Raw genomic sequence first — 19318 nt, 5'->3', positions numbered from 1 at the left:
AGGATGTCGGCCGCCACCCTTTTCACCTGGCTCCTCCAATCCATCCTCATCTAGCACTCTGGGAGATAATCGCAGGAGGTAGCGGTGCAGAATGCCACTGCACTGCTCAACCGATGCACGGAAGGGCTTGACCATGGCGCACATCGTCGTCGTCTCTGATTCTTTCAAAGGCGCGCTCACCTCCGCGCAGGCGCATGCCGCCATCGCCGACGGTGTTCGCCGCGCGCTCCCCGGCGCCCGTGTCACAGAAATTCCGGTTGCTGATGGCGGGGAAGGCACGGTCGCCGCCATGCTTGCCGCGACAGGCGGCACAGCGGTCGACACGGAGGTGTGCGGAGTCTTCCCGGGGGAGCGGGTTAGCGCTGGCTACGGGCTGATGAGGAGCACTCCGCCCACCGCCATCGTGGAGATGGCGAGCTGTGCCGGACTTCCGCTTGCCGAAGGTCGTACAGATTCGGCAGCAGCAACGACGTATGGCGTGGGTGAACTTGTCATCCGTGCCGCTGAGGCGGGCGCGATCCGAATCATTGTCGGCGCCGGCGGGAGCGCAACAACCGACCTCGGGTGTGGTGCCGCTGCCGCCCTTGGCGTGCGATTCTTCAACTCCGAAGGTGCCGAGTTCGTTCCCGTCGGCGCCACGCTTTGTCACGTGGCGGCAATCGACGTTTCGGTTGCGAGGAAGCGCTTGGCTGGCGTCAGCCTTACTGTCATGTGCGATATCGACAACCCACTCGTCGGGCCGAACGGTGCTGCGCATGTCTTCAGCCCCCAGAAGGGTGCCGACCCGGAGACGGTGACGATGCTCGACGATGGTCTTGTCCACGTCGCCCGCATCATCTCCCGTGACCTCGGGGTCGACATCGCGAACGTCCCCGGTGCGGGCGCCGCCGGCGGACTCGCGGGCGGGCTGATGGCGTTCTGCGAGGCGGAGCTCCAGCAGGGGATCGACACCGTTCTCGAGGCGGTCGACTTTGCCTCAGTCATGAGCGACGCCGACCTTGTGCTGACGGGAGAGGGCCAGATCGACGGACAGTCACTATCGGGCAAGGTACCGGTCGGGGTGGCACGTTGGGTCACTCAACATCGGGGTGACAGTCTCCCGGTCGTCGTCCTGACAGGCTCAGTCGGTGACGGCATCGACGGTATTTATGCCGAAGGTATCACCGCGGTCTTCTCTATCGGGCGCGGTCCTCAGAATCTTGCGGAGGCCATGAAACAAACGGCCAGCAATCTCGCCGCATCAGCATTCGATGTCGTGCGCCTCTACTCCAGCCTGGTTCGCGACACCACCAGTACCTAAATGGAGCCGGCCTCTTCCGACCACCGAATGAGGTGGCGGGGAATCTTCTCGCGGCCAACGACGTCGTCGATGAGACCGTGGTCAATGAGGCGATCACTGCGCAGCACCGAGATCGCACCAGTCGGCTCGAGGACGACGGCAGAGATTTGGTCGATTGACTGAATCCCCGCCATCCTCATTTTCGACTGCAACTCGTCTCTCGTGATCCTTGTCTTCGACATCGCATCCTCGAGCACCTGTGTGCCAGCGACAAGGAGGATTGGGCGATTGTTGACGATGCGGGCACCGCCGACGTGGGCAAAGACGCCGAGTGCCCCCTGGAGGACGACGAGAGTGACGAAGGCGATGACACCGGCTGACAGGGTCGGTCCCGGGCCGAGTGTCGCTCTGCCGACGATGGCGCCGATGATGAGAGCAGCCGACATATCGACGCTCGTGAGCCCGGTAAACAGGCGTGCCCCGATGATCCGAGAGGCAATGAGAAAGAGGAGGTACATGACGATCGTCGACAGGACGACGGCCAAGGCCCCCTCCGGGGTGATGAGGATCCAGTCGAGAATGATGTCGGTGTTCATCTCTCCACTTTGCCTCACGATGAGGATATGGGGGCACCAACTGGCGGCCGTGTCGATGGCAACGGAATCTGTCACTGCCGACCGGGTGCTTTAGACTGTCACCATGAGTGAAACCTGTGCATGTGGTAAGCGAAAGGTCTCCGGAGGCGGCTGCGGTTGTGGCGGCCATGGCGGTTGCGGCTGCGGTGGCGGCGGTCGGCGCGGCAGTGTCGACCAGGCTCCCCAGGACCGGTCGGAGGGTCGGCCCCAGCTCGGTCTGCGGTCAGGCATCTGATGGAGGTATGGCGCTCAGCCGCCGATATTCCCGCTGACCTTGTTGGCTCTGTCGTCACTGTTGGTGTTTTCGACGGCGTCCATCGCGGCCACCGGGCCGTCATCGCCGAGACAATCCGGCAGGCACACGAGCTCGGTCTGCCGAGCGTTGTTCTCACGTTCGATCCTCACCCGGGCTCTGTCCACAGTCCCGACCGGGAGGTCCAGCTCGTCATCTCCCTCGAGGACCGGCTCCACCTTCTCGAGGCTCTCGGCGTTGATGCGACATTCGTCCAGCACTACACGCTCGACTACGCGCAAGCAACTCCAGAGGAGTTCGTGCGTGACCAGCTGGTCGGCCAGCTCCGTGCCAGAGCAATTGTCGTCGGAGAAGATGCTCGTTTTGGTCGCGCCAATAGCGGCGATGGGCACTTCCTCACTCTCCTTGGCGAAGAGCTCGGAGTCTCCGTCACCCTCGTCGACGACCTTGAAGACCCAAAAAGTAGCCGCCGCTGGTCCTCGACCTGGCTGAGAGAGCTCCTCGATGAGGGGGACGTCAAAGGCGCCACGAAGGTGCTCGGCCGGCTTCACCGGCTTCAGGGGGTCGTCGTCCACGGACACAAGCGCGGCCGGGAGCTTGGCTTCCCCACGGCCAACCTCCAGGCCTCCTCTGCCGGTGTGGTGCCGCAGGATGGTGTCTACGCGGGCTGGCTTGTCCGGACCGTTCCTGGCACGGCCGCGGTAGAGAACCTTCCAGCAGCGATTTCAATCGGCACGAATCCCCAGTTCGAGGGCGAGAAGCGCACGGTCGAGGCACATGTACTCGGCCGGGCTGATCTTGATCTGTACGGCGAAGAGGTCTCAATTGACCTCGTCGCATGGCTGCGGCCCATGTTCGCTTTCGACACCGTCGATGATCTTTTGGCTCAGATGGACGAAGATCTTCGGCAGTCGGCGCTTGCCCTCGGGGTTCCCGTCAGCGGCCGCGTGGATCCTGCCGAGGTAACGGCGGGGACGGAGATCTCCGCCTACCAGAACCTCCACTGGTAGCGAATGTCACGATCGCGTGCCGGGGCGGCGAGGAAGCCCCGTGTTACGCTTGTGAAGCCGTCTTATCGGCCACGGATGCGTCATGCCCGGGAGAACAGGCCCCGGAGCTCTGTGCAACGGAATGAATTGGAGAATCATGGCTCTCTCGCCTGAGAAAAAGCAGCAGATTATCAAGGAATACGCTACTCATGAGGGCGATACCGGCTCTCCGGAGGTGCAGGTTGCCCTGCTCTCCGCTCGGATCAGCCAGCTGACCGAGCACTTCCGCTCGCACAAGCACGACCACCACTCTCGTCGCGGTCTCATGCTCCTCATCGGCCAGCGCAAGCGGTTGCTGAAGTTCCTCGCGGACGAGGACATCGAGCGTTACCGCTCGCTGATCGCACGTCTTGGACTGCGTCGCTAGAACTACCGGCCCGGGCCCTAGTGGCCCGGGCCTCCAGTTGTCCCGCCGCGCCGATCGGCGCGCCCGACAGCATCGAAGAAGAACAACAGAATAGATGAAGAGGAGCCGATGACCGGTCCTCGGTTGTGTGTGACGGGGCAGTGTCCCGTCATGAGCAATCGATGACCGTGGCCGGCTCCCAGAAAGAAGAGGAACCATGGAAGGTCCCGACGTCAAATTTGCTGAAGCTGTTATCGACAACGGCTCATTCGGCACCCGCACCATTCGTTTTGAGACAGGGCTTCTTGCCCGCCAGGCCGCCGGTTCGGCCATGGTGTACCTGGATGCCGAAACGGTCGTCCTGTCTGCCACGGCAGTCTCCAACTCCCCGAAGGATCACTTCGATTTCTTCCCACTCACGGTCGACGTGGAAGAACGCGCGTACGCCGCTGGCCGGATTCCCGGCTCGTTCTTCCGCCGTGAGGGGCGCCCGGGAACGGACGCGATCCTCACGGCTCGTCTCATCGACCGGCCGCTACGCCCCGCCTTCGTCAAGGGCTTGCGTCACGAGGTCCAGGTTGTCGAGACCGTCATGGCGGTCCACCCGGACGAGGCCTACGATGTTGTCGCTATTAACGCCGCATCGCTGTCGACCACGCTATCCGGCCTGCCCTTCTCGGGCCCGATCGGCGGCGTCCGCGTCGCCCTCGTCGAGGGCCAGTGGGTTGCATTCCCGCGCCACTCTGAGCTCGATCGTGCGACATTTACGATGGTTGTCGCGGGCCGTATCGTCGAGAACGATGTTGCCGTCATGATGGTTGAGGCTGAGGCTGGCGAGTACGCCTGGGATCTCATCCAGGGCGGCGCACAGGCGCCGACCGAGGAGACGGTCGCAGAGGGCCTCGAGGCCGCCAAGACTTTCATCCGCGTCCTATGCGAGGCTCAGCAGGAGCTCGTTGACGAGAACGGCAAAGAGACCCAGGATTTCCCGGTCTTCCTCTCATTCAGCGAGGAGCAGTTCGCTCGCGTCGAGAAGCAGATCGGCGACCGTCTCCAGCCGATCCTCGAGATTGTCGGCAAGGCCGACCGGGATAGCGCTCTCAACGAGTTGACGACCCACGTTGTCGCCGAGCTGTCGAAGGATTACCCGGAGGGCGAGGGTGAGCTCGCTGCAGCTGTCAACGCCGTGTTCAAGAAGCAGATGCGTCACCGCGTCCTCTCGGACGGCGTCCGCATGGACGGCCGCCAGCCCGCCGAGATCCGCTCGATCTCGGCCGAGACGAACGTGCTTCCGCGCGTTCACGGCTCCGCCCTGTTCCAGCGCGGCGAGACGCAGATCCTTGGCGTGACGACGCTCAACATGCTGAAGATGGAGCAACAGCTCGACAATCTCTCCCCGGAGACATCGAAGCGCTACATGCACCACTACAACTTCCCTCCCTACTCGACCGGTGAGACCGGCCGCGTGGGTTCGCCCAAGCGTCGCGAGATCGGCCATGGCATGCTCGCCGAGCGTGCGATTGTGCCGGTCCTACCGAGCCGCGAAGACTTCCCGTACGCGATCCGTCAGGTGTCAGAAGCACTCGGCTCAAACGGTTCGACCTCGATGGGTTCCGTATGCGCATCGACCCTGTCGTTGCTCAACGCGGGTGTCCCGCTGCGTGCCTCTGTTGCCGGAATCGCCATGGGTCTCATGAGCGACGTCGTCGACGGTGAGCACCGCTACGTTGCTCTCACCGATATTCTCGGGGCGGAGGACGCCCTGGGTGACATGGACTTCAAGGTCGCCGGAACGCGTGAGTTCGTCACCGCGATCCAGCTCGACACGAAGCTCGATGGTCTCCCGGCACAGGTTCTTGCCGCGGCACTGAGCCAGGCCCGCGATGCCCGCATCGCGATCCTCGACATCATGGATGACGCGATCTCGGTCCCGGACGATATGAACGATACGGCTCCCCGGATCATCACGATCAAGATCCCTGTCGACAAGATCGGTGAAGTCATCGGCCCGAAGGGCAAGATGATTAACCAGATCCAGGAGGACACGGGCGCTGACATCTCCATCGAGGATGATGGCACCGTGTTCGTCGGCGCGACAAACGGAGCGGCAGCCGAGGCTGCCCGGCAGACGATCAACTCGATCGCCAACCCGACGATGCCAGAGGTGGGGGAGCGTTTCGTTGGAACCGTCGTCAAGACGACCTCCTTCGGTGCTTTCGTCTCGCTCTCCCCGGGCAAGGACGGACTGCTCCACATCACGCAGATCCGCCGCATGGTCGGCGGCAAGCGCGTTGAGAACGTCGAAGACGTCCTCAATGTCGGTGACAAGGTCCAGGTCGAGCTCGCTGAGATTGATCAGCGCGGCAAGCTTTCCCTCCACGCCATCGTCGAAGGCGAAGAGGACGAGCAGGGCGAGGACACGAGCCCGGAAGAAAGCTCGGAGGAAAACGGCAACGGCGGTGAGGAGCGCGAGCGCAAGCCCCGCAATCGCCAGCGTCGCCGCACCCGCAAGTCCGACGAAGACTGACTCCGACCAGTCAAATGCTAACCGTAGGCCGATCCGTTAAGGATCGGCCTACGGCCGTCTCAGGCAACGTCGATCGGAGCGCAACCGGTCGACAATCGTCTGTAGAGTGAACGGCATGAAGGTTGCAGTCATTGGAGCACAGGGCCGCATGGGTATTGCCATGTCGGCTGGAATTGAATCAACCGACGGGCTCGAGCTCGTTGCGCGTCTCGACGCCGGGGATTCGATCACGCCGGAAACCCTAAATGGGGCCGACGTCGCGGTCGAATTCACGAGGCCTGATGCGACGCTCGATAATGTTCTCGCCTGCATCGACGCCGGCGTGCACTGCGTCGTCGGCACGACAGGATGGACGGAGGAGGGCCTAGCCCAGGTTGAGGAGCGTCTCGGTACCACCGGACTCGGAGTCATCATCGCTCCGAACTATGCGCTGTCGGCGGTACTTGCCATGGCGTTCGCCCGGAAGGCTGCAGCCTATTTCGAGTCGGCGGAGGTCATTGAGCTTCATCATCCGAACAAGGTTGATGCGCCGTCGGGGACCGCTCTGACAACGGCGAAGCACATCGCGCAGGCCCGTCGTGACGCGGGGCTTGGCGACATGCCTGACGCGACAGAGACTGATCCGCACGGGGCGCGGGGAGCCGTCATTGATGGCGTCCATGTCCACGCCGTGAGGCTTCGTGGGCTCACCGCACACGAAGAGATCGTTTTCGGTAACCCCGGAGAGCAACTGACGATTCGTACGGACTCATTCGACCGAGAGTCCTTCTTTCCCGGGGTTCTCCTCGCCCTGCGCGAGGTCGACAACCGGCCCGGCCTCACGTATGGCTTAGACAAGCTCATGGAGCTTTGAACTCCTGAGGACTGGCGCCCTCATCCTCAGCTGTGGCTATGACCCGCGTGGTCTTCTTCGCCGTGTTCAGTAGCCATGATCGTGTACCAACACTGTTCAGTCACTCGTTCTGCACCGAGATCGAGACTGCGCTGGATTCCGCGCGGTGCGAATCCCGAGCTCTGGAAGAAGCGAGTTTTCGCATCGTCGCCAACGACGATCCACACCTGCATCTCCGCCACCTGGTCCTGTTCTGCGAATTCGGCGATGGCCGACAGCAGTCGGGAACCGTGGCCCTTGCGGCCGTTGTTCCGGGGAACCTCGAGGGCGAGGATTTCGAGGATCCCTCGATTGTCTTCGGGAGCGCCAGCGAGAGCCTGGTCCGCTGGGGCGAGGGCGGCGAAGCCGACGATGGCGGCGCCTTCCACCGCGGTGAGTGTGCGATAGGCAGGGGAGGGCGGAGCAGTAATCGAATCAGACCAGCTCTTCGCGAGAATCTCACCGGTAATCTGCCGCTCCAGCTCGTCGGGCAAATCGTGTCCGAGCGCAGCCGCGAGCGTCGCCTTCATCGTGATCGCATGCATGTTTCCGATGAACGGGACGTCGGAGACGATGGCGGGGCGGACAAAAGAATCTGGAAGAGCGGCAGTCATCCTGCCAGCCTATCCGCCGCCCCATTGCGGGGTCCACATAGTTGACACTTGCCCCGGCCGGCGGCGCGGAGGAAGGTCGACGCGCTAGGCTGTCGGCATGGGTACAACTCCGTCACGCACGTTCGGCTCCGTCGCAGTGGCCATGGCAACGCCATTCGCCCCCGACGGATCACTCGACACATCCTCGGCGCGGCAACTCGCCGCCTACCTGGTCGACGAGGGGGTCGATTGCATTGTCCTGTCCGGCACGACAGGAGAATCTCCGACAACGCATCAGCCCGAGAAGGACGATCTCGTCCGTGCAGTTGTCGCCGAGGTTGGCGGCAAGGCCATGATCGTGGCAGGCGCCGGCTCAAACGACACCGCGCACGCCGTGCGGATCGCGAGGAGCGCAGAGAAGTGTGGTGCGCAGGGCCTGCTCATTGTCTCGCCCTACTATTCGAAGCCTTCACAAGAGGGCATTTACCAGCACATCTCGGCGATCACTGACTCCACTGACCTGCCGGTCATGGTCTACGACATCCCGGGGCGTACCGGCGTCAAGATCTCGGACGAGGTGTTCGATCGGCTGGCTGACAACCCGAAGATCAAGGCCGTCAAGGACGCTGCGGCGGATTTGCCCCGCGGCATCGCGACCGCACGCAGAACCGGCCTCGAGTATTACTCCGGCGATGATGGGTTGAACCTGGCGTGGATGGCAATCGGGGGTTCTGGAGTCGTTTCCGTTGTCGGCCACGTGGCCGCCCGAAAGTACCGTGCGATGGTCGAAGCACTCGATGCACGCGATCTCGAGACTGCCCGGAAGATTGACGAAGAACTCCATTCGCTCGTGGAAGCGATCATGGGCACCGGACAGGGCGCGGTCATGGCGAAGGAGGCTCTCGCGATGATGGGAGTTTTGCCCACGCCGACCGTGAGACTCCCGCTCGTCGGCGCGAGCCAGCTTGAGCTCGACAACCTGCGCAGGGTGCTCACAGCGCAGGGGTACATCGAATAAGAAGCTGGTTGTACTCCGACGAGGCCCGTCCGCGGGCCTCGTCATTTCTCAGCTCGAACCGACGACCTTGGGCGGTTCTGCATAATGCAGCGTGTTCGTGAAACAATGACGGAGTGAACTACGCGCTAACCGAACTTCAGTCCCCAGGTCCACTCAAGAAGAACGCCTTGAGGATCGTCCCCCTTGGGGGCCTTGGCGAGGTCGGCCGAAACATGACGGTCTTCGAGATCAACGGCAAGATTCTCATCGTTGACTGTGGCGTCCTCTTCCCCGAAGAAGCCCAGCCCGGCGTTGACCTCATCTTGCCGGACTTCGAATACATCGAGGATCGGCTTGACGATATCGTCGCCATCGTCCTCACCCACGGCCATGAGGACCACATCGGCGCCGTGCCTTACCTGTTGCGCCTCAAGAACGACATCCCGATCGTAGGCTCCCAGCTGACGCTCGCCTTCATCGAGGCGAAGCTCCAGGAGCACCGCATCAGCCCCTACACACTTCAGGTGACAGAGGGTGACATCGAGACCTTCGGTCCATTCGAACTCGAGTTCGTCGCTGTTAACCACTCGATCCCGGACGCGCTCGCGGCGATGATCCGGACAGTGGCAGGCAATGTGCTCATTACCGGCGATTTCAAGATGGACCAGCTGCCGCTCGACGGCCGGATCACTGACCTCCGTGCGTTTGCTCGGTTTGGTGAAGAGGGAGTCGACCTGTTCATGGTCGACTCGACCAATGCGGAGGTGCCAGGCTTCACAACATCAGAAGTCGAGATCGGGCCTGTCCTCGATCAGGCGTTCTCCCAGGTTACCGGGCAGATCGTCGTCGCCTCGTTCGCGTCCCACGTCCACCGCGTCCAGCAGATCCTCGACGCTGCCGCCGCGAACAACAGGGTTGTCGCGTTCGTCGGCCGCTCCATGGTGCGCAACATGGGGATCGCAGCCGACCTCGGCTATCTCGACGTCCCAGACGGGGTCCTTGTCGACCTCAAGAAGATGGGGGACTATCCACCATCGAAACGGGTCTACATGTCGACCGGCTCTCAGGGCGAGCCGATGGCTGTGCTCTCCCGCATCTCGAATCAGGACCACCAGAGCATTTCTGTCGGCCCCGGCGACTCGGTCATCTTCGCCTCCTCCCTTATTCCCGGCAATGAGAACTCGGTGTTCCGTCTCATTAATGGACTCATGAGGCTCGGCGCGAAGGTGATCCATCAGGCAAACGCTCGCGTCCACGTGTCAGGCCACGCCTCGGCAGGCGAGCTCCTTTACTGCTACAACATTGTCCAGCCAACAGCCGTGATGCCGATCCACGGCGAGATCCGCCACCTCGTTGCCAACGGTGCGCTCGCCGTTAAAACTGGCGTGCCAGCCGAGAACGTCATGCTGGCAGAAGACGGTGCCGTCATCGACCTCGTTGACGGGGAGTCGTCAATCGTCGGCGCAGTTCCCTGCGGCTATGTCTATGTCGACGGTTCGTCGGTCGGCGATATCACCGAGGCTGAGCTGAAGGACCGTCGCATCCTCTCCGAAGAGGGTTTCGTCGCGATCTTCGCGGTCGTCGACACGTCGAAGCAGGAGATCGTCTCCGGACCGCACATCCAGTCCCGCGCCATGGCAGAAGACGATGAGGTGCTGGAGAAGGTCCTTCCCGAGGTAACGAAGGCCCTGCAGGATGTCCTCGACAACGAGGGTGACACGTACCAAATGCAGCAGGCGATGAGGAGAGCGATCGGCCGCTGGGTCTCGCGCAGGCTCCGTCGCCGGCCCATGATCGTCCCCACAGTCATCGAAGTCTGACGCGCGCGTGAACTGAGACCGCGCAACGAGCGATCTCAATGCTGTAAGGCCCCGCTCCAGGGGAACCTGAGCCATCGCGGCGCGCATCTATGGCGTTCCGGCGTGGCGCATGGCACAATCTGTGCGATAGGGACTTTGTCCGCATGGTGAGAACTCCTCCTGAGGGGTAGGCACACAATGCCGACACGTGTGGACCCACGACCTGAACAGGGGTGTGAGCCTGGCGAACCCGGAAAGGCAGGAGACGCAGTGACGCAGTTTGTTGGTGTGAAGGACATGGCGAGGTGGATCGCTCGCGATGGGCTAGATAGGGTCATTCGCTTAATTGCCGCGGGCATTGAAGAGGATCTCGCAGCCTGGGAGAAGTTCGAAAAGGTTCCGCGGATGGCCGCACATTCGGACATTGGCGTCATTGAGCTCATGCCAATCTCCGATGATGAGCTTTACGCGTTCAAGTACGTCAATGGGCATCCCGACAACCCGCTCCGCGGCATCCAGACCATCGCGGCCTTTGGTGCCCTTGCCGACGTCGCAACCGGCCACCCGGTGTTCCTTGCCGAGATGACACTCCTCACCGCAGTCCGCACTGCCGCCATGTCGACCGTTGCAGCTAAGCGTCTGGCCCGCCCCGAATCGAGGGTCATGGCGATGATCGGAGCCGGATCGCAGGCCGAGTTCCAGGCCATCGGTATGCGAGAAATTCTCGGCATCAACGAGCTCCGCGTCTATGACGTCGACCCGTATGGGGTTGCAAAGCTCGTGAACAACCTCGAGCCGCTCGGTTTCCACATCACAACATGCTCGCGCGTCGATGAGGCAGTCACTGGAGCCGATATTGTCACCACGTGTACAGCAGACAAGCAACACGCCGTCGCTCTCATGGACTCGCACGTGGCAGCAGGTATGCACATCAACGCGATCGGCGGCGACTGCCCAGGCAAGACGGAGCTCGACCCGAGAATCCTTGAGCGAGCCAGGGTCTTTGTTGAGTTCGAGGAGCAGACCCGTATTGAGGGCGAGATCCAGATGATGCCGGCTGACTTTCCCGTCACTGAGCTGTGGCGAGTCGTCACCGACCGCGCCGACGGGCGGGTACGTAACCGCGACATCACCGTCTTCGACTCTGTCGGATTCGCGCTCGCGGACCTAAGCGCGCTACGAGTGTGCTGGCAGGCGACAGCGGGCACAAACCTGCAGACCGACATCGATCTCATCGCCGACCCGCGAGACCCCAAAGACCTCTTCTCCCTCATCATGCATCCTGTCGAAGCGGGAGAAGATGTCGCTGAGCGGCTCGCGTGAGATAGTCCGCGGTTCATCGTTCGTACGGCGCGTGGGTAGGAAACAGCTGGTCGGAGAACTATCCTCGAAGGTGTGAGCAAGCCAGAACCCAGGAAACCCGGCCGCAAAGCCTCGCAGGAGACAAGTGGACGGCGCGTACGCCGGAGCCAGGACACTGCGAAGACCGAGGTCCAGTCCGCGCCGGAGGCGGAGCTATCGCCGGCGCGCCAGGACGGGCTCGCGCTGACACTTGTCGGAGTGGCGATTATTGTCGCCCTTCGGGAGTGGTTCCAGTTGTCCGGCGCTCTCGGCTCTGTCATTCACCACATCACCGCTGGCCCAGTCGGCCTTCTGTCTGTGCTCGTCCCGATCGTCCTCGTGTTCTTCGCTGTACGACTGTTTCGCGACTCAACGAGGGGAGCAAACCGTAGCCTCGTCATCGGCACTGTCTTGCTCATCGTTGCCATCACCGGCATCCTCCACATCGTTCTCGGCGCGCAAAGCCCGTTCGAGTCAATCGAATCGGTCGAGGCGGCCGGCGGGATCCTCGGTTGGCTTGTCGGCGGCGGGCTTGCCTACCTCCTATCCCCCTGGGGAGCTGTTCCGGTTCTCCTCCTGCTCGCGATCTACGCGATCCTCTACGGCAGCTCGACCTCGATCAGGCAGATTCTCGACCGAGTTCGCTCAGCACAATCGCAGTCGGAGCGACGCGAACCCTTCGGGGACCGGCTGAGACGGCGCCGCAAGGAGGCGATTGCGGCTGAGGACGAACCGTACGAGGAACCGTACGAGATCGAGGAAGCGCCCGATCTGCCAGCCCCGATCGCTGCTCCCAAGCGGAAGGTCAAACCGGCTACCGTCACCCCACCCACCGCGGTCATCGACCCCACTGATAGCGAGCAGGCCCAGCCAGAGCCGGAGAAAACGGTCTTCGAACAACCAGAGCTCTCACCGAGCCTTGCGTATGAGCTACCGGACATGGGGATGCTGGCCGCTGGCGCTCCGCATAAGGAACGCTCCGAGGTCAACGATTCGGTTGTCGCGACCCTAACGAACGTGTTCGAGGAGTTCGCTGTCGATGCTCGGGTAACGGGCTTCTCTCGTGGGCCGACCGTCACCCAGTACGAGGTTGAGCTCGGCCCCGGCACGAAGGTTGAGAAGATCACCCAGCTGTCGAAGAATATCGCCTATGCGGTGGCGTCGGCTGACGTCCGCATCCTGTCGCCCATCCCCGGCAAGCAGGCCATCGGCATCGAGATCCCGAACGCCGACCGAGAAACTGTCGTTCTCGGCGACGTGCTACGCTCCTCGGTCGCGAACAAGCAGACTCATCCTCTCGTCGTCGGCCTCGGCAAGTCCGTCCAGGGCAACTACGTTGTCGCGAACCTGTCGCGGATGCCGCACCTCCTCGTCGCTGGCGCTACCGGGTCGGGCAAGTCGTCGTTCATCAATTCGATGATCACGTCGATCCTCATGCGGGCGACCCCGGACCAGGTCCGTCTCATCCTCGTCGACCCGAAGAGGGTCGAGCTCACGGCCTACGCCGGCATTCCCCATCTCATCACCCCGATCATCACGAACCCGAAGAAGGCCGCCGAAGCTCTCGAGTGGGTAGTCGAGGAGATGGACAGGCGATACGACGATCTCGCGGCCTTCGGGCACCGCCACGTCGACCAGTTCAACGAAGCGGTCCACGCGGGCCACATCCAACCGCTACCTGGGTCTGAGCGCGAGATTAAGCCGTACCCATACCTTGTCGTCGTTGTCGATGAGCTCGCCGACCTCATGCTCATTGCACCGCGCGACGTCGAGGCGTCGATTCAGCGAATTACTCAGCTTGCACGTGCTGCGGGGATCCACCTTGTCCTCGCGACTCAGCGTCCGTCGGTCGACGTCGTCACCGGGCTCATCAAGGCGAACGTGCCATCGAGGCTTGCGTTCTCTACATCATCGCTTGCTGACTCTCGCGTTATTCTCGACCAGCCGGGCGCGGAGAAGCTCATTGGACAGGGTGATGCTCTGTTTATGCCGTCCGGAGCAGCCAAGCCCATCCGCGTCCAGGGCGCCTGGGTAGGGGAGTCCGAGATCGAAAAGGTCGTCGACTACGTCAAGACGAAGATGACACCCGAATATCGTGAGGATGTGACGGCCAAGGCGCAGGCGAAGAAGCAGGTCGACGACGACATCGGCGACGATCTTGATCTTCTACTCCAGGCAGCGGAACTCGTTGTCTCGACCGACTTCGGCTCGACATCGATGCTCCAGAGAAAACTCCGGATCGGTTTCGCGAAGGCGGGACGGATGATGGATTTGCTGGAATCTCGTGACATTGTCGGCCCATCGGAGGGTTCGAAGGCACGTGAGGTGCTCGTCAAACCTGAGCAGCTACCGGAGGTGTTGGCGATGCTCCGCGGCGAGGAGCCGCAAGAAGGCGCCTACGAAACATCAGTCGCCGAGGAACCGGTGGACGGCACGCGCATCCTTCCCACCGCATCGGGTGAAAGTAGCGATTACTGGGATGATGACGACGACGACTCTGAGGATGCCTGGCAACTGACCGGACGCTGAACGTCCCCAGGGGGTCGGTCACCGGCCGGTGCTCTGGGCTAGATGAATGCGGACGTGGACGCCGGTAACGGCTCCTGGATTCGCTCGGAACGAGTCAGGTAGCACCCCTGCGTTGGCACGTGCAGAGAACTAAGCCGGGCCGATGTGGACAGCGTGCAAGCCTTCACCGCACACACCGAGAGGCGTTAACGTCTGGGTGTGACAGACTCAACCTGGCGGACTGGAGGTGCTGTCCTCTCGGGCCGATCACTTGCCTCCATGACGGGGTAGGTGACGTCGGCTCGGGCCTGTAGCTCGGTCGCGCCGAGCGTGAGACCGGCAAGCGGATTGGCCATGACCTCGTTAAGAACATAGAGCCGGTTGCCGCCTGGTGCGTCCTGGGTGACGGCAGTCCAATCGAGGGCGGTGACCGTGGCTGGTCCCTCCGCCGGAACCTCGACAGTGGCAGTGCCGAGGTAGCCAGTTGTCACCCGGTACCCATGATTAGCGATCGTCTGGCCGGAGATAAGGTTGCCCATCGACCAGGCCACCCACATGCCTTCGCCGCGCGGGCCGCCGTCGAGTTCGACGACCGGCTCCGGCACGTGCGAGTGATTGCCGTAGATGAGATCCACCTGACCGGAGTCGGCCAGCTCCTGCGCAATCGTCACCTGCTCTTCGATTGGCTCCGATACGTATTCGGTACCCCAGTGCATGGAGACGACGACGAGGTCGGCACCCTGCTCGCGGGCTGAAGCCGCCATGTCAATGACATCGGACGTCTCGTAAGGACCGAGCTCGCCGATGACGAACCAGGACCAGGGCTGCTCGGCCCGGATCGGGATGCCGTTCGTGAGCGTCGTCGCGGAGATGTGGGCGACGGTGACCGTGCGGCCCTCAACATCGAGGTCGTAGAATTGCGCTTGCTCTGATTCAGCCTCAGTCCGGGCTCCACCGTGGAAACCCATGCCGTTTTGCTCAAATACTGTGTTGGTGCGGACGATGCCGTCGAAGCCCCTGTCCATCGTATGGTTCGTCGCCGTGTTACAGCCGTCCCAGCCAACCTCCTTGAGGGAGGGAACGAGATCCGCAGGCGCTCCGAACATGGGATAGCCGGAGTACGCAGTTCCCTCTGGAGCGATCGGCACCTCGAGGGAGCACAGCGCCAGATCGGCTCCATCAATCCAGTGCTTGATGTGCTCGTATTGGTAGGTGAAGTCGAACTCGTCGCCAGCGACGCGGGCGCTCTCGTAGATCGACGGGTGGAGAAGAACGTCGCCGCCCGACACAATTGTCAGCTCCGCGATCGGTTCTCCGGGCGCACTATCTGTCGCGTCGGGAGCGTTGGTCGACTCCTCCGTCAAATCTTCGGACGCGGTCTGCGCAGGTGCGGTCTCGGGTGATTCGGGAGCGTCCTCCGAGTCGGCGAGGACGGTCGAGCATGAGGTGAGCAAGAGAGTGGCGGCGAAAGCCGCGACCGTCATTGTGCGGGTCGACATGCGACAAGCATACGGGAGGACACGGTTTCGGCGTAGGCTGGGAGAGTGAACTCTCAACCTCCGGTGCTCAACGTCGCGAACGCAGTGACGGTTGTCAGGATCCTCCTCATCCCGCTCTTTGTATGGGCGTTCTGGGAGGCCGACACGGCCTCGCGGTATCTGGCGACCGCCATCTTCTTTATCGCGACGCTGACCGACAAGCTGGATGGTTACCTGGCTAGGTCACGGAATCTCATCACCGATTTCGGCAAGCTTGCCGACTCGATCGCAGACAAGGCCCTTATCGGTGCAGCTCTCATCATGCTGTCGTGGCACGACATGCTGTGGTGGTGGGTGACGATCGTCATGCTCGTCCGTGAGCTCGGCATCACGGTCATGCGGATGTATATGAAGAAGAGGGCTGTCATGGCCGCGGGTAAGGGAGGCAAGCTCAAGATGTTTCTCCAGTCCCTCTTCATCGGCGGCCTGCTCATGCCGTGGCGGGATTTCCTTCCGGACGGACTTGCACTCGTCATGGAATGGTTGACGTGGGGACTGGTTGCAGGAGCTCTTGTCGTGTCGATAGTCTCCGCTATCCAGTATGTTCAGGACGCTCGTAGGATCACTCGTGAAAGCAACTGAGTTGAGGCCCGCTGAGATCCTCCTTCAGCGCGGGGAGACGATCGCGACCGCAGAATCCCTTACCGGGGGAGCCGTGTGTGTGCGCCTGGTCGAGACGGAGGGAATCTCAGCGATCCTGCTTGGCGGAATCGTTAGCTACACGGACGAGATGAAGGCGACCATGCTCGGCGTCGACAAGACCCTTCTCGAAGAGAAAGGACCAGTGTGCGGGCAGGTGGCGGCACAGATGGCGCAGGGGATCGCCCGCGTCACTGGCGCCACGCATACCGTGTCGACGACCGGGGTCGCTGGTCCAGGCCCGGCGGATGGTCATGAGCAGGGCACTGTGTGGATCGGCAGGGAGGACGGGCGGGCCTTCCGTTTCTCATTCCCGGGAACCCGTGCCGAGGTCAATAGCTCGACCGTCATCGCTGCCGTTCACCTTCTCGCCGATCTAGAACTTCCCGCTGATCTGGACAAATACCGCACCGGCGAGGAAACCTGGACGTAGCCTGTGCAACTCGTCGCCCTTGCGGGAATACGGGAACAAATAGCAGCGGCATGCCGTTGAGGATGGTGATGGCAATGGAAACACGAACCGGCGTAACCCGGAAGAACCACACAGACATTGTTCGCCCGCGCGAGTCGAAACCGTCTGAACCTGTGCTCCTTCGCCGCGAGCTGGGCGACGTGCTTCGCGCCTACCGACAGAGGCAGGGCCGCACCCTACGCGAAGTGTCCTCGGATGCTCGCGTGTCCCTCGGATATCTCTCCGAGGTCGAGCGCGGTCAGAAGGAAGCATCGTCAGAACTTCTTCTGTCGATCACTCAGGCACTCAACGTGCCACTGGCGCACGTTCTCCGTCTTGTCGCTGACAGGATTGACCTTTCGGAAGGTCGCGTCCCGCCGAGCTTCAGAGTTCCTGACACCGTTCAGGAGGCTCTGGCTGAGGCTGGCGTCAACTAGTGACCCACTGTGAGAGGCCGCGGCGATGCCGCGGCCTCTCACGTCGTCAACAATGAACCATTCAGAATTTCACGATGTCCTCGGCGACGTCTTCGGTGCGGCATACGGCCAGGCTCTCGCCCGAACGCTGGCGTTACCGACACTCGGACACCGCACCGCCGTTGAGCTCCTTGACGAAGGCGAGTCACCTCAAAAAATTTGGGCCGCCATCTGTACCGAGATGAATATTGAGCACGAGGCATTCCGCCACCGGGTAAACAGGGACGAGCGCTGACGTCGGCGCGTCTTCGTTTTTCGAACGTATGTTCAGTTACGATGTTCTCCGGAGCGTCGCGGCTCGGGGTTTCCACAACATGGAAATCCACGAGCTCATTGTGCCAAAGGCGTGGCCTAGCGTTGCTCCTAGGTTGCCGCTCGGAGAGGGCGGGTTCCCTAACTGACGCCTGTTCTACCCGCATCTATCAAGGAGACACCATTGGCCGCAAAATCCGACGATCGCCAGAAGGCGCTCGACACGGCTCTCGCGCAGATCGACCGCCAGTTTGGCAAGGGGTCGATCATGCGCCTCGGCGATCAGGCCGCTCAGAAAGTTAAAGTCATCCCCACCGGCTCCGTCGCCCTTGATGTTGCGCTCGGTATTGGCGGGCTACCTCGGGGTCGAGTCGTCGAAATCTACGGCCCCGAATCCTCGGGCAAGACGACGGTCGCACTCCACGCTGTTGCCCAGGCACAGAAAGCCGGCGGCATCGCAGGGTTCATTGATGCTGAGCACGCCCTCGATCCGGCGTATGCTCGCAACCTCGGAGTCGACACCGACGCCCTTATCGTCTCGCAGCCAGACACCGGCGAACAGGCCCTTGAGATCATGGACATGCTCATCCGGTCCGGTGCCCTCGACATCGTTGTCATCGACTCGGTTGCCGCACTGGTACCCAAGGCAGAAATCGAGGGTGAGATGGGTGACTCCCATGTCGGCCTCCAGGCTCGCCTCATGTCCCAGGCGCTGCGAAAGATTACAGGCGCTCTCTCTGCATCAGGAACGACCGCGATCTTCATCAACCAGCTGCGCGAGAAGATCGGCGTTTTCTTCGGCTCTCCCGAGACGACGACCGGCGGCAAGGCGCTCAAGTTCTACTCATCTGTACGCCTTGACGTCCGTCGCATCGAAACCCTCAAAGAGGCTGGGGCACCGATCGGCAACCGCACGCGTGTCAAGGTTGTGAAGAACAAGATGGCTCCGCCCTTCAAGCAGGCCGAGTTCGACATTATGTACGGCAAGGGCATCTCCCGCGAGGGTAGCCTCATCGACATGGGTGTCGAGAACGGCATCGTCCGCAAGTCCGGCGCATGGTTCACCTATGAGGGTGAGCAGCTCGGACAGGGGAAGGAGAAGGCGCGCACCTACCTTTCCGAAAATACTGACACCGCGGCCGAGATCGAGCAGAAGATCCTCGAGAAGCTCGGCATCGGCGACTATGCGGACCTTCCAAGCGCAGACAGCCCTGACGCCCTGGCTGACGACTCGGTGCCCGCCGACTTCTGATGAAGATCACGGGCGAGGAGTCTCCCGAGGAGCTCCGCGAGGAGGCCAGGGCGATTGTCCTGCGGCAACTTGCGATGACCGACAGGTCTCGCAGGCAACTGCTGGATGCTCAGGTCTCCCGCGGAGTTCCCGAGGAGATTGCCCTCGAGATCGTCGACAGGTTTGAAGAGGTAGGACTCGTCAACGACGAGAAGTTCGCTGCTATGCTCGTCCGTTCTCGCATGGCAGAGAAACCGAACTCTCGTGCAGGCATTGCGAGGGAGCTTGCTCGGAAAGGGATCAACCGCGAGGTGGCCGATTCGGCTCTCGAGGAGATCAGTGCGGACGACGAACGCGAGGCCGCGATCACTCTCGCTCAAAAGAAGGCCCGGACCACCGAAGGACTCGATCCTCATGTTCGGCGCCGCCGCATCTACGGCGCCCTCGCGCGACGCGGGTTTTCTCCCGATCACATCATGACAGCAATCCGAGCCGCCCTAGATGACGACGACGAGTCAAGCTACTAAGCTTGG

At 62.1% G+C, this 19318-nt stretch carries 18 protein-coding genes; 15 read left to right on the top strand and 3 right to left on the bottom strand.

Annotated features, from left to right (window positions below; all coding sequences use genetic code 11):
* The first annotated feature begins 133 nt into the window (after positions 1–133).
* Complete coding sequence (locus tag H7E91_RS08330; RefSeq protein WP_182354636.1) at positions 134–1300, top strand: glycerate kinase; 1167 nt, start codon at positions 134–136, stop codon at positions 1298–1300.
* Here H7E91_RS08330 and H7E91_RS08325 read toward each other — a convergent pair.
* A complete protein-coding gene (locus H7E91_RS08325; protein ID WP_182354635.1) occupies positions 1297–1875 on the bottom strand; it encodes a DUF421 domain-containing protein in 579 nt (192 codons plus the stop codon). The two genes, H7E91_RS08330 and H7E91_RS08325, sit on opposite strands and share 4 nt — an antisense overlap.
* A gap of 273 nt (positions 1876–2148) precedes the next feature.
* Here H7E91_RS08325 and H7E91_RS08320 point away from each other — a divergent pair, with 273 nt between their 5' ends.
* The 4 genes from H7E91_RS08320 to dapB all read left to right on the top strand — a co-directional run bounded on the left by H7E91_RS08320 (position 2149) and on the right by dapB (position 6942).
* The gene (locus tag H7E91_RS08320; RefSeq protein WP_182354634.1) at positions 2149–3177 is read left to right on the top strand and encodes a bifunctional riboflavin kinase/FAD synthetase; all 1029 of its coding nucleotides are present in this window, start codon (positions 2149–2151) and stop codon (positions 3175–3177) included.
* Between the two features lie 136 nt (positions 3178–3313).
* Positions 3314–3583, top strand: coding sequence for a 30S ribosomal protein S15 (gene rpsO, locus H7E91_RS08315; protein ID WP_182354633.1), 270 nt, complete (start codon positions 3314–3316; stop codon positions 3581–3583).
* 196 nt (positions 3584–3779) lie between these two features.
* The gene (locus H7E91_RS08310) at positions 3780–6089 is read left to right on the top strand and encodes a polyribonucleotide nucleotidyltransferase (RefSeq protein WP_182354632.1); all 2310 of its coding nucleotides are present in this window, start codon (positions 3780–3782) and stop codon (positions 6087–6089) included.
* A 115-nt stretch (positions 6090–6204) separates the two neighbouring features.
* The gene (gene dapB / locus H7E91_RS08305; RefSeq protein WP_182354631.1) at positions 6205–6942 is read left to right on the top strand and encodes a 4-hydroxy-tetrahydrodipicolinate reductase; all 738 of its coding nucleotides are present in this window, start codon (positions 6205–6207) and stop codon (positions 6940–6942) included.
* A gap of 26 nt (positions 6943–6968) precedes the next feature.
* Here the strand turns inward: dapB and H7E91_RS08300 are convergent, their stop codons facing one another.
* Positions 6969–7574 (bottom strand): GNAT family N-acetyltransferase, encoded by a 606-nt coding sequence (locus H7E91_RS08300; RefSeq protein WP_182354630.1) that lies wholly within the window; start codon positions 7572–7574, stop codon positions 6969–6971.
* 97 nt (positions 7575–7671) lie between these two features.
* Between H7E91_RS08300 and dapA the strand changes: the two genes are divergently transcribed.
* The 4 genes from dapA (at position 7672) to H7E91_RS08280 (ending at position 14219) form a co-directional block, all read left to right on the top strand.
* Complete coding sequence (dapA, locus tag H7E91_RS08295) at positions 7672–8571, top strand: 4-hydroxy-tetrahydrodipicolinate synthase (RefSeq protein ID WP_182354629.1); 900 nt, start codon at positions 7672–7674, stop codon at positions 8569–8571.
* 167 nt (positions 8572–8738) lie between these two features.
* Positions 8739–10370 carry a ribonuclease J gene (locus H7E91_RS08290; protein WP_194309206.1) on the top strand — a complete coding sequence of 544 codons (1632 nt, stop codon included), beginning with the start codon at positions 8739–8741 and terminating at the stop codon, positions 10368–10370.
* Positions 10371–10619: 249 nt separating this feature from the next.
* Entirely contained in the window at positions 10620–11672 is a 1053-nt protein-coding gene (locus H7E91_RS08285) for an ornithine cyclodeaminase (RefSeq protein ID WP_338401775.1), read from the top strand.
* Positions 11673–11744: 72 nt separating this feature from the next.
* A complete protein-coding gene (locus H7E91_RS08280; protein WP_338401774.1) occupies positions 11745–14219 on the top strand; it encodes an FtsK/SpoIIIE family DNA translocase in 2475 nt (824 codons plus the stop codon).
* A 185-nt stretch (positions 14220–14404) separates the two neighbouring features.
* Here H7E91_RS08280 and H7E91_RS08275 read toward each other — a convergent pair whose 3' ends face one another.
* A complete protein-coding gene (locus tag H7E91_RS08275) occupies positions 14405–15697 on the bottom strand; it encodes a CapA family protein (RefSeq protein WP_182354626.1) in 1293 nt (430 codons plus the stop codon).
* A gap of 45 nt (positions 15698–15742) precedes the next feature.
* On the opposite strand from H7E91_RS08275, the gene pgsA reads away from it, so the two are divergent.
* From pgsA to H7E91_RS08245, 6 genes are all read left to right on the top strand, one after another.
* Positions 15743–16318, top strand: a complete 576-nt coding sequence (pgsA, locus tag H7E91_RS08270) for a CDP-diacylglycerol--glycerol-3-phosphate 3-phosphatidyltransferase (RefSeq protein WP_182354625.1) — start codon at positions 15743–15745, stop codon at positions 16316–16318.
* Positions 16305–16808 carry a CinA family protein gene (locus tag H7E91_RS08265; RefSeq protein WP_338401773.1) on the top strand — a complete coding sequence of 168 codons (504 nt, stop codon included), beginning with the start codon at positions 16305–16307 and terminating at the stop codon, positions 16806–16808. The genes pgsA and H7E91_RS08265 overlap by 14 nt, the downstream gene beginning before the upstream one ends.
* 68 nt (positions 16809–16876) lie before the next feature.
* On the top strand, positions 16877–17263 hold the full coding sequence (locus tag H7E91_RS08260; protein WP_182354623.1) for a helix-turn-helix domain-containing protein: 387 nt from the start codon (positions 16877–16879) through the stop codon (positions 17261–17263).
* A 52-nt stretch (positions 17264–17315) separates the two neighbouring features.
* Entirely contained in the window at positions 17316–17537 is a 222-nt protein-coding gene (locus H7E91_RS08255) for a DUF3046 domain-containing protein (RefSeq protein ID WP_182354622.1), read from the top strand.
* 201 nt (positions 17538–17738) lie between these two features.
* Positions 17739–18806, top strand: a complete 1068-nt coding sequence (recA, locus tag H7E91_RS08250; protein ID WP_182354621.1) for a recombinase RecA — start codon at positions 17739–17741, stop codon at positions 18804–18806.
* Positions 18806–19312 carry a regulatory protein RecX gene (locus H7E91_RS08245; protein ID WP_182354620.1) on the top strand — a complete coding sequence of 169 codons (507 nt, stop codon included), beginning with the start codon at positions 18806–18808 and terminating at the stop codon, positions 19310–19312. The genes recA and H7E91_RS08245 overlap by 1 nt, the downstream gene beginning before the upstream one ends.
* Positions 19313–19318: the final 6 nt, after the last annotated feature.

This window comes from Flaviflexus huanghaiensis, assembly GCF_014118685.1.
Taxonomy (GTDB): Bacteria; Actinomycetota; Actinomycetes; order Actinomycetales; family Actinomycetaceae; genus Flaviflexus; species Flaviflexus huanghaiensis.
Note: the sequence above shows the minus strand (reverse complement) of the source record. Positions and strands in the feature narration are given on the sequence as shown.

Bases quoted from the DNA above. Each gene is read 5' to 3' on its own strand.
- dapA (WP_182354629.1), top strand. From the start codon at position 7,672: ATGGGTACAACTCCGTCACGCACGTTCGGCTCCGTCGCAGTGGCCATG.
- H7E91_RS08320 (WP_182354634.1), top strand. From the start codon at position 2,149: ATGGAGGTATGGCGCTCAGCCGCCGATATTCCCGCTGACCTTGTTGGC.
- H7E91_RS08300 (WP_182354630.1), bottom strand. From the start codon at position 7,574: ATGACTGCCGCTCTTCCAGATTCTTTTGTCCGCCCCGCCATCGTCTCC.
- rpsO (WP_182354633.1), top strand. From the start codon at position 3,314: ATGGCTCTCTCGCCTGAGAAAAAGCAGCAGATTATCAAGGAATACGCT.
- H7E91_RS08330 (WP_182354636.1), top strand. From the start codon at position 134: ATGGCGCACATCGTCGTCGTCTCTGATTCTTTCAAAGGCGCGCTCACC.
- H7E91_RS08310 (WP_182354632.1), top strand. From the start codon at position 3,780: ATGGAAGGTCCCGACGTCAAATTTGCTGAAGCTGTTATCGACAACGGC.
- H7E91_RS08325 (WP_182354635.1), bottom strand. From the start codon at position 1,875: ATGAACACCGACATCATTCTCGACTGGATCCTCATCACCCCGGAGGGG.
- H7E91_RS08245 (WP_182354620.1), top strand. From the start codon at position 18,806: ATGAAGATCACGGGCGAGGAGTCTCCCGAGGAGCTCCGCGAGGAGGCC.
- H7E91_RS08255 (WP_182354622.1), top strand. From the start codon at position 17,316: ATGAACCATTCAGAATTTCACGATGTCCTCGGCGACGTCTTCGGTGCG.
- H7E91_RS08275 (WP_182354626.1), bottom strand. From the start codon at position 15,697: ATGTCGACCCGCACAATGACGGTCGCGGCTTTCGCCGCCACTCTCTTG.
- H7E91_RS08260 (WP_182354623.1), top strand. From the start codon at position 16,877: ATGGCAATGGAAACACGAACCGGCGTAACCCGGAAGAACCACACAGAC.
- dapB (WP_182354631.1), top strand. From the start codon at position 6,205: ATGAAGGTTGCAGTCATTGGAGCACAGGGCCGCATGGGTATTGCCATG.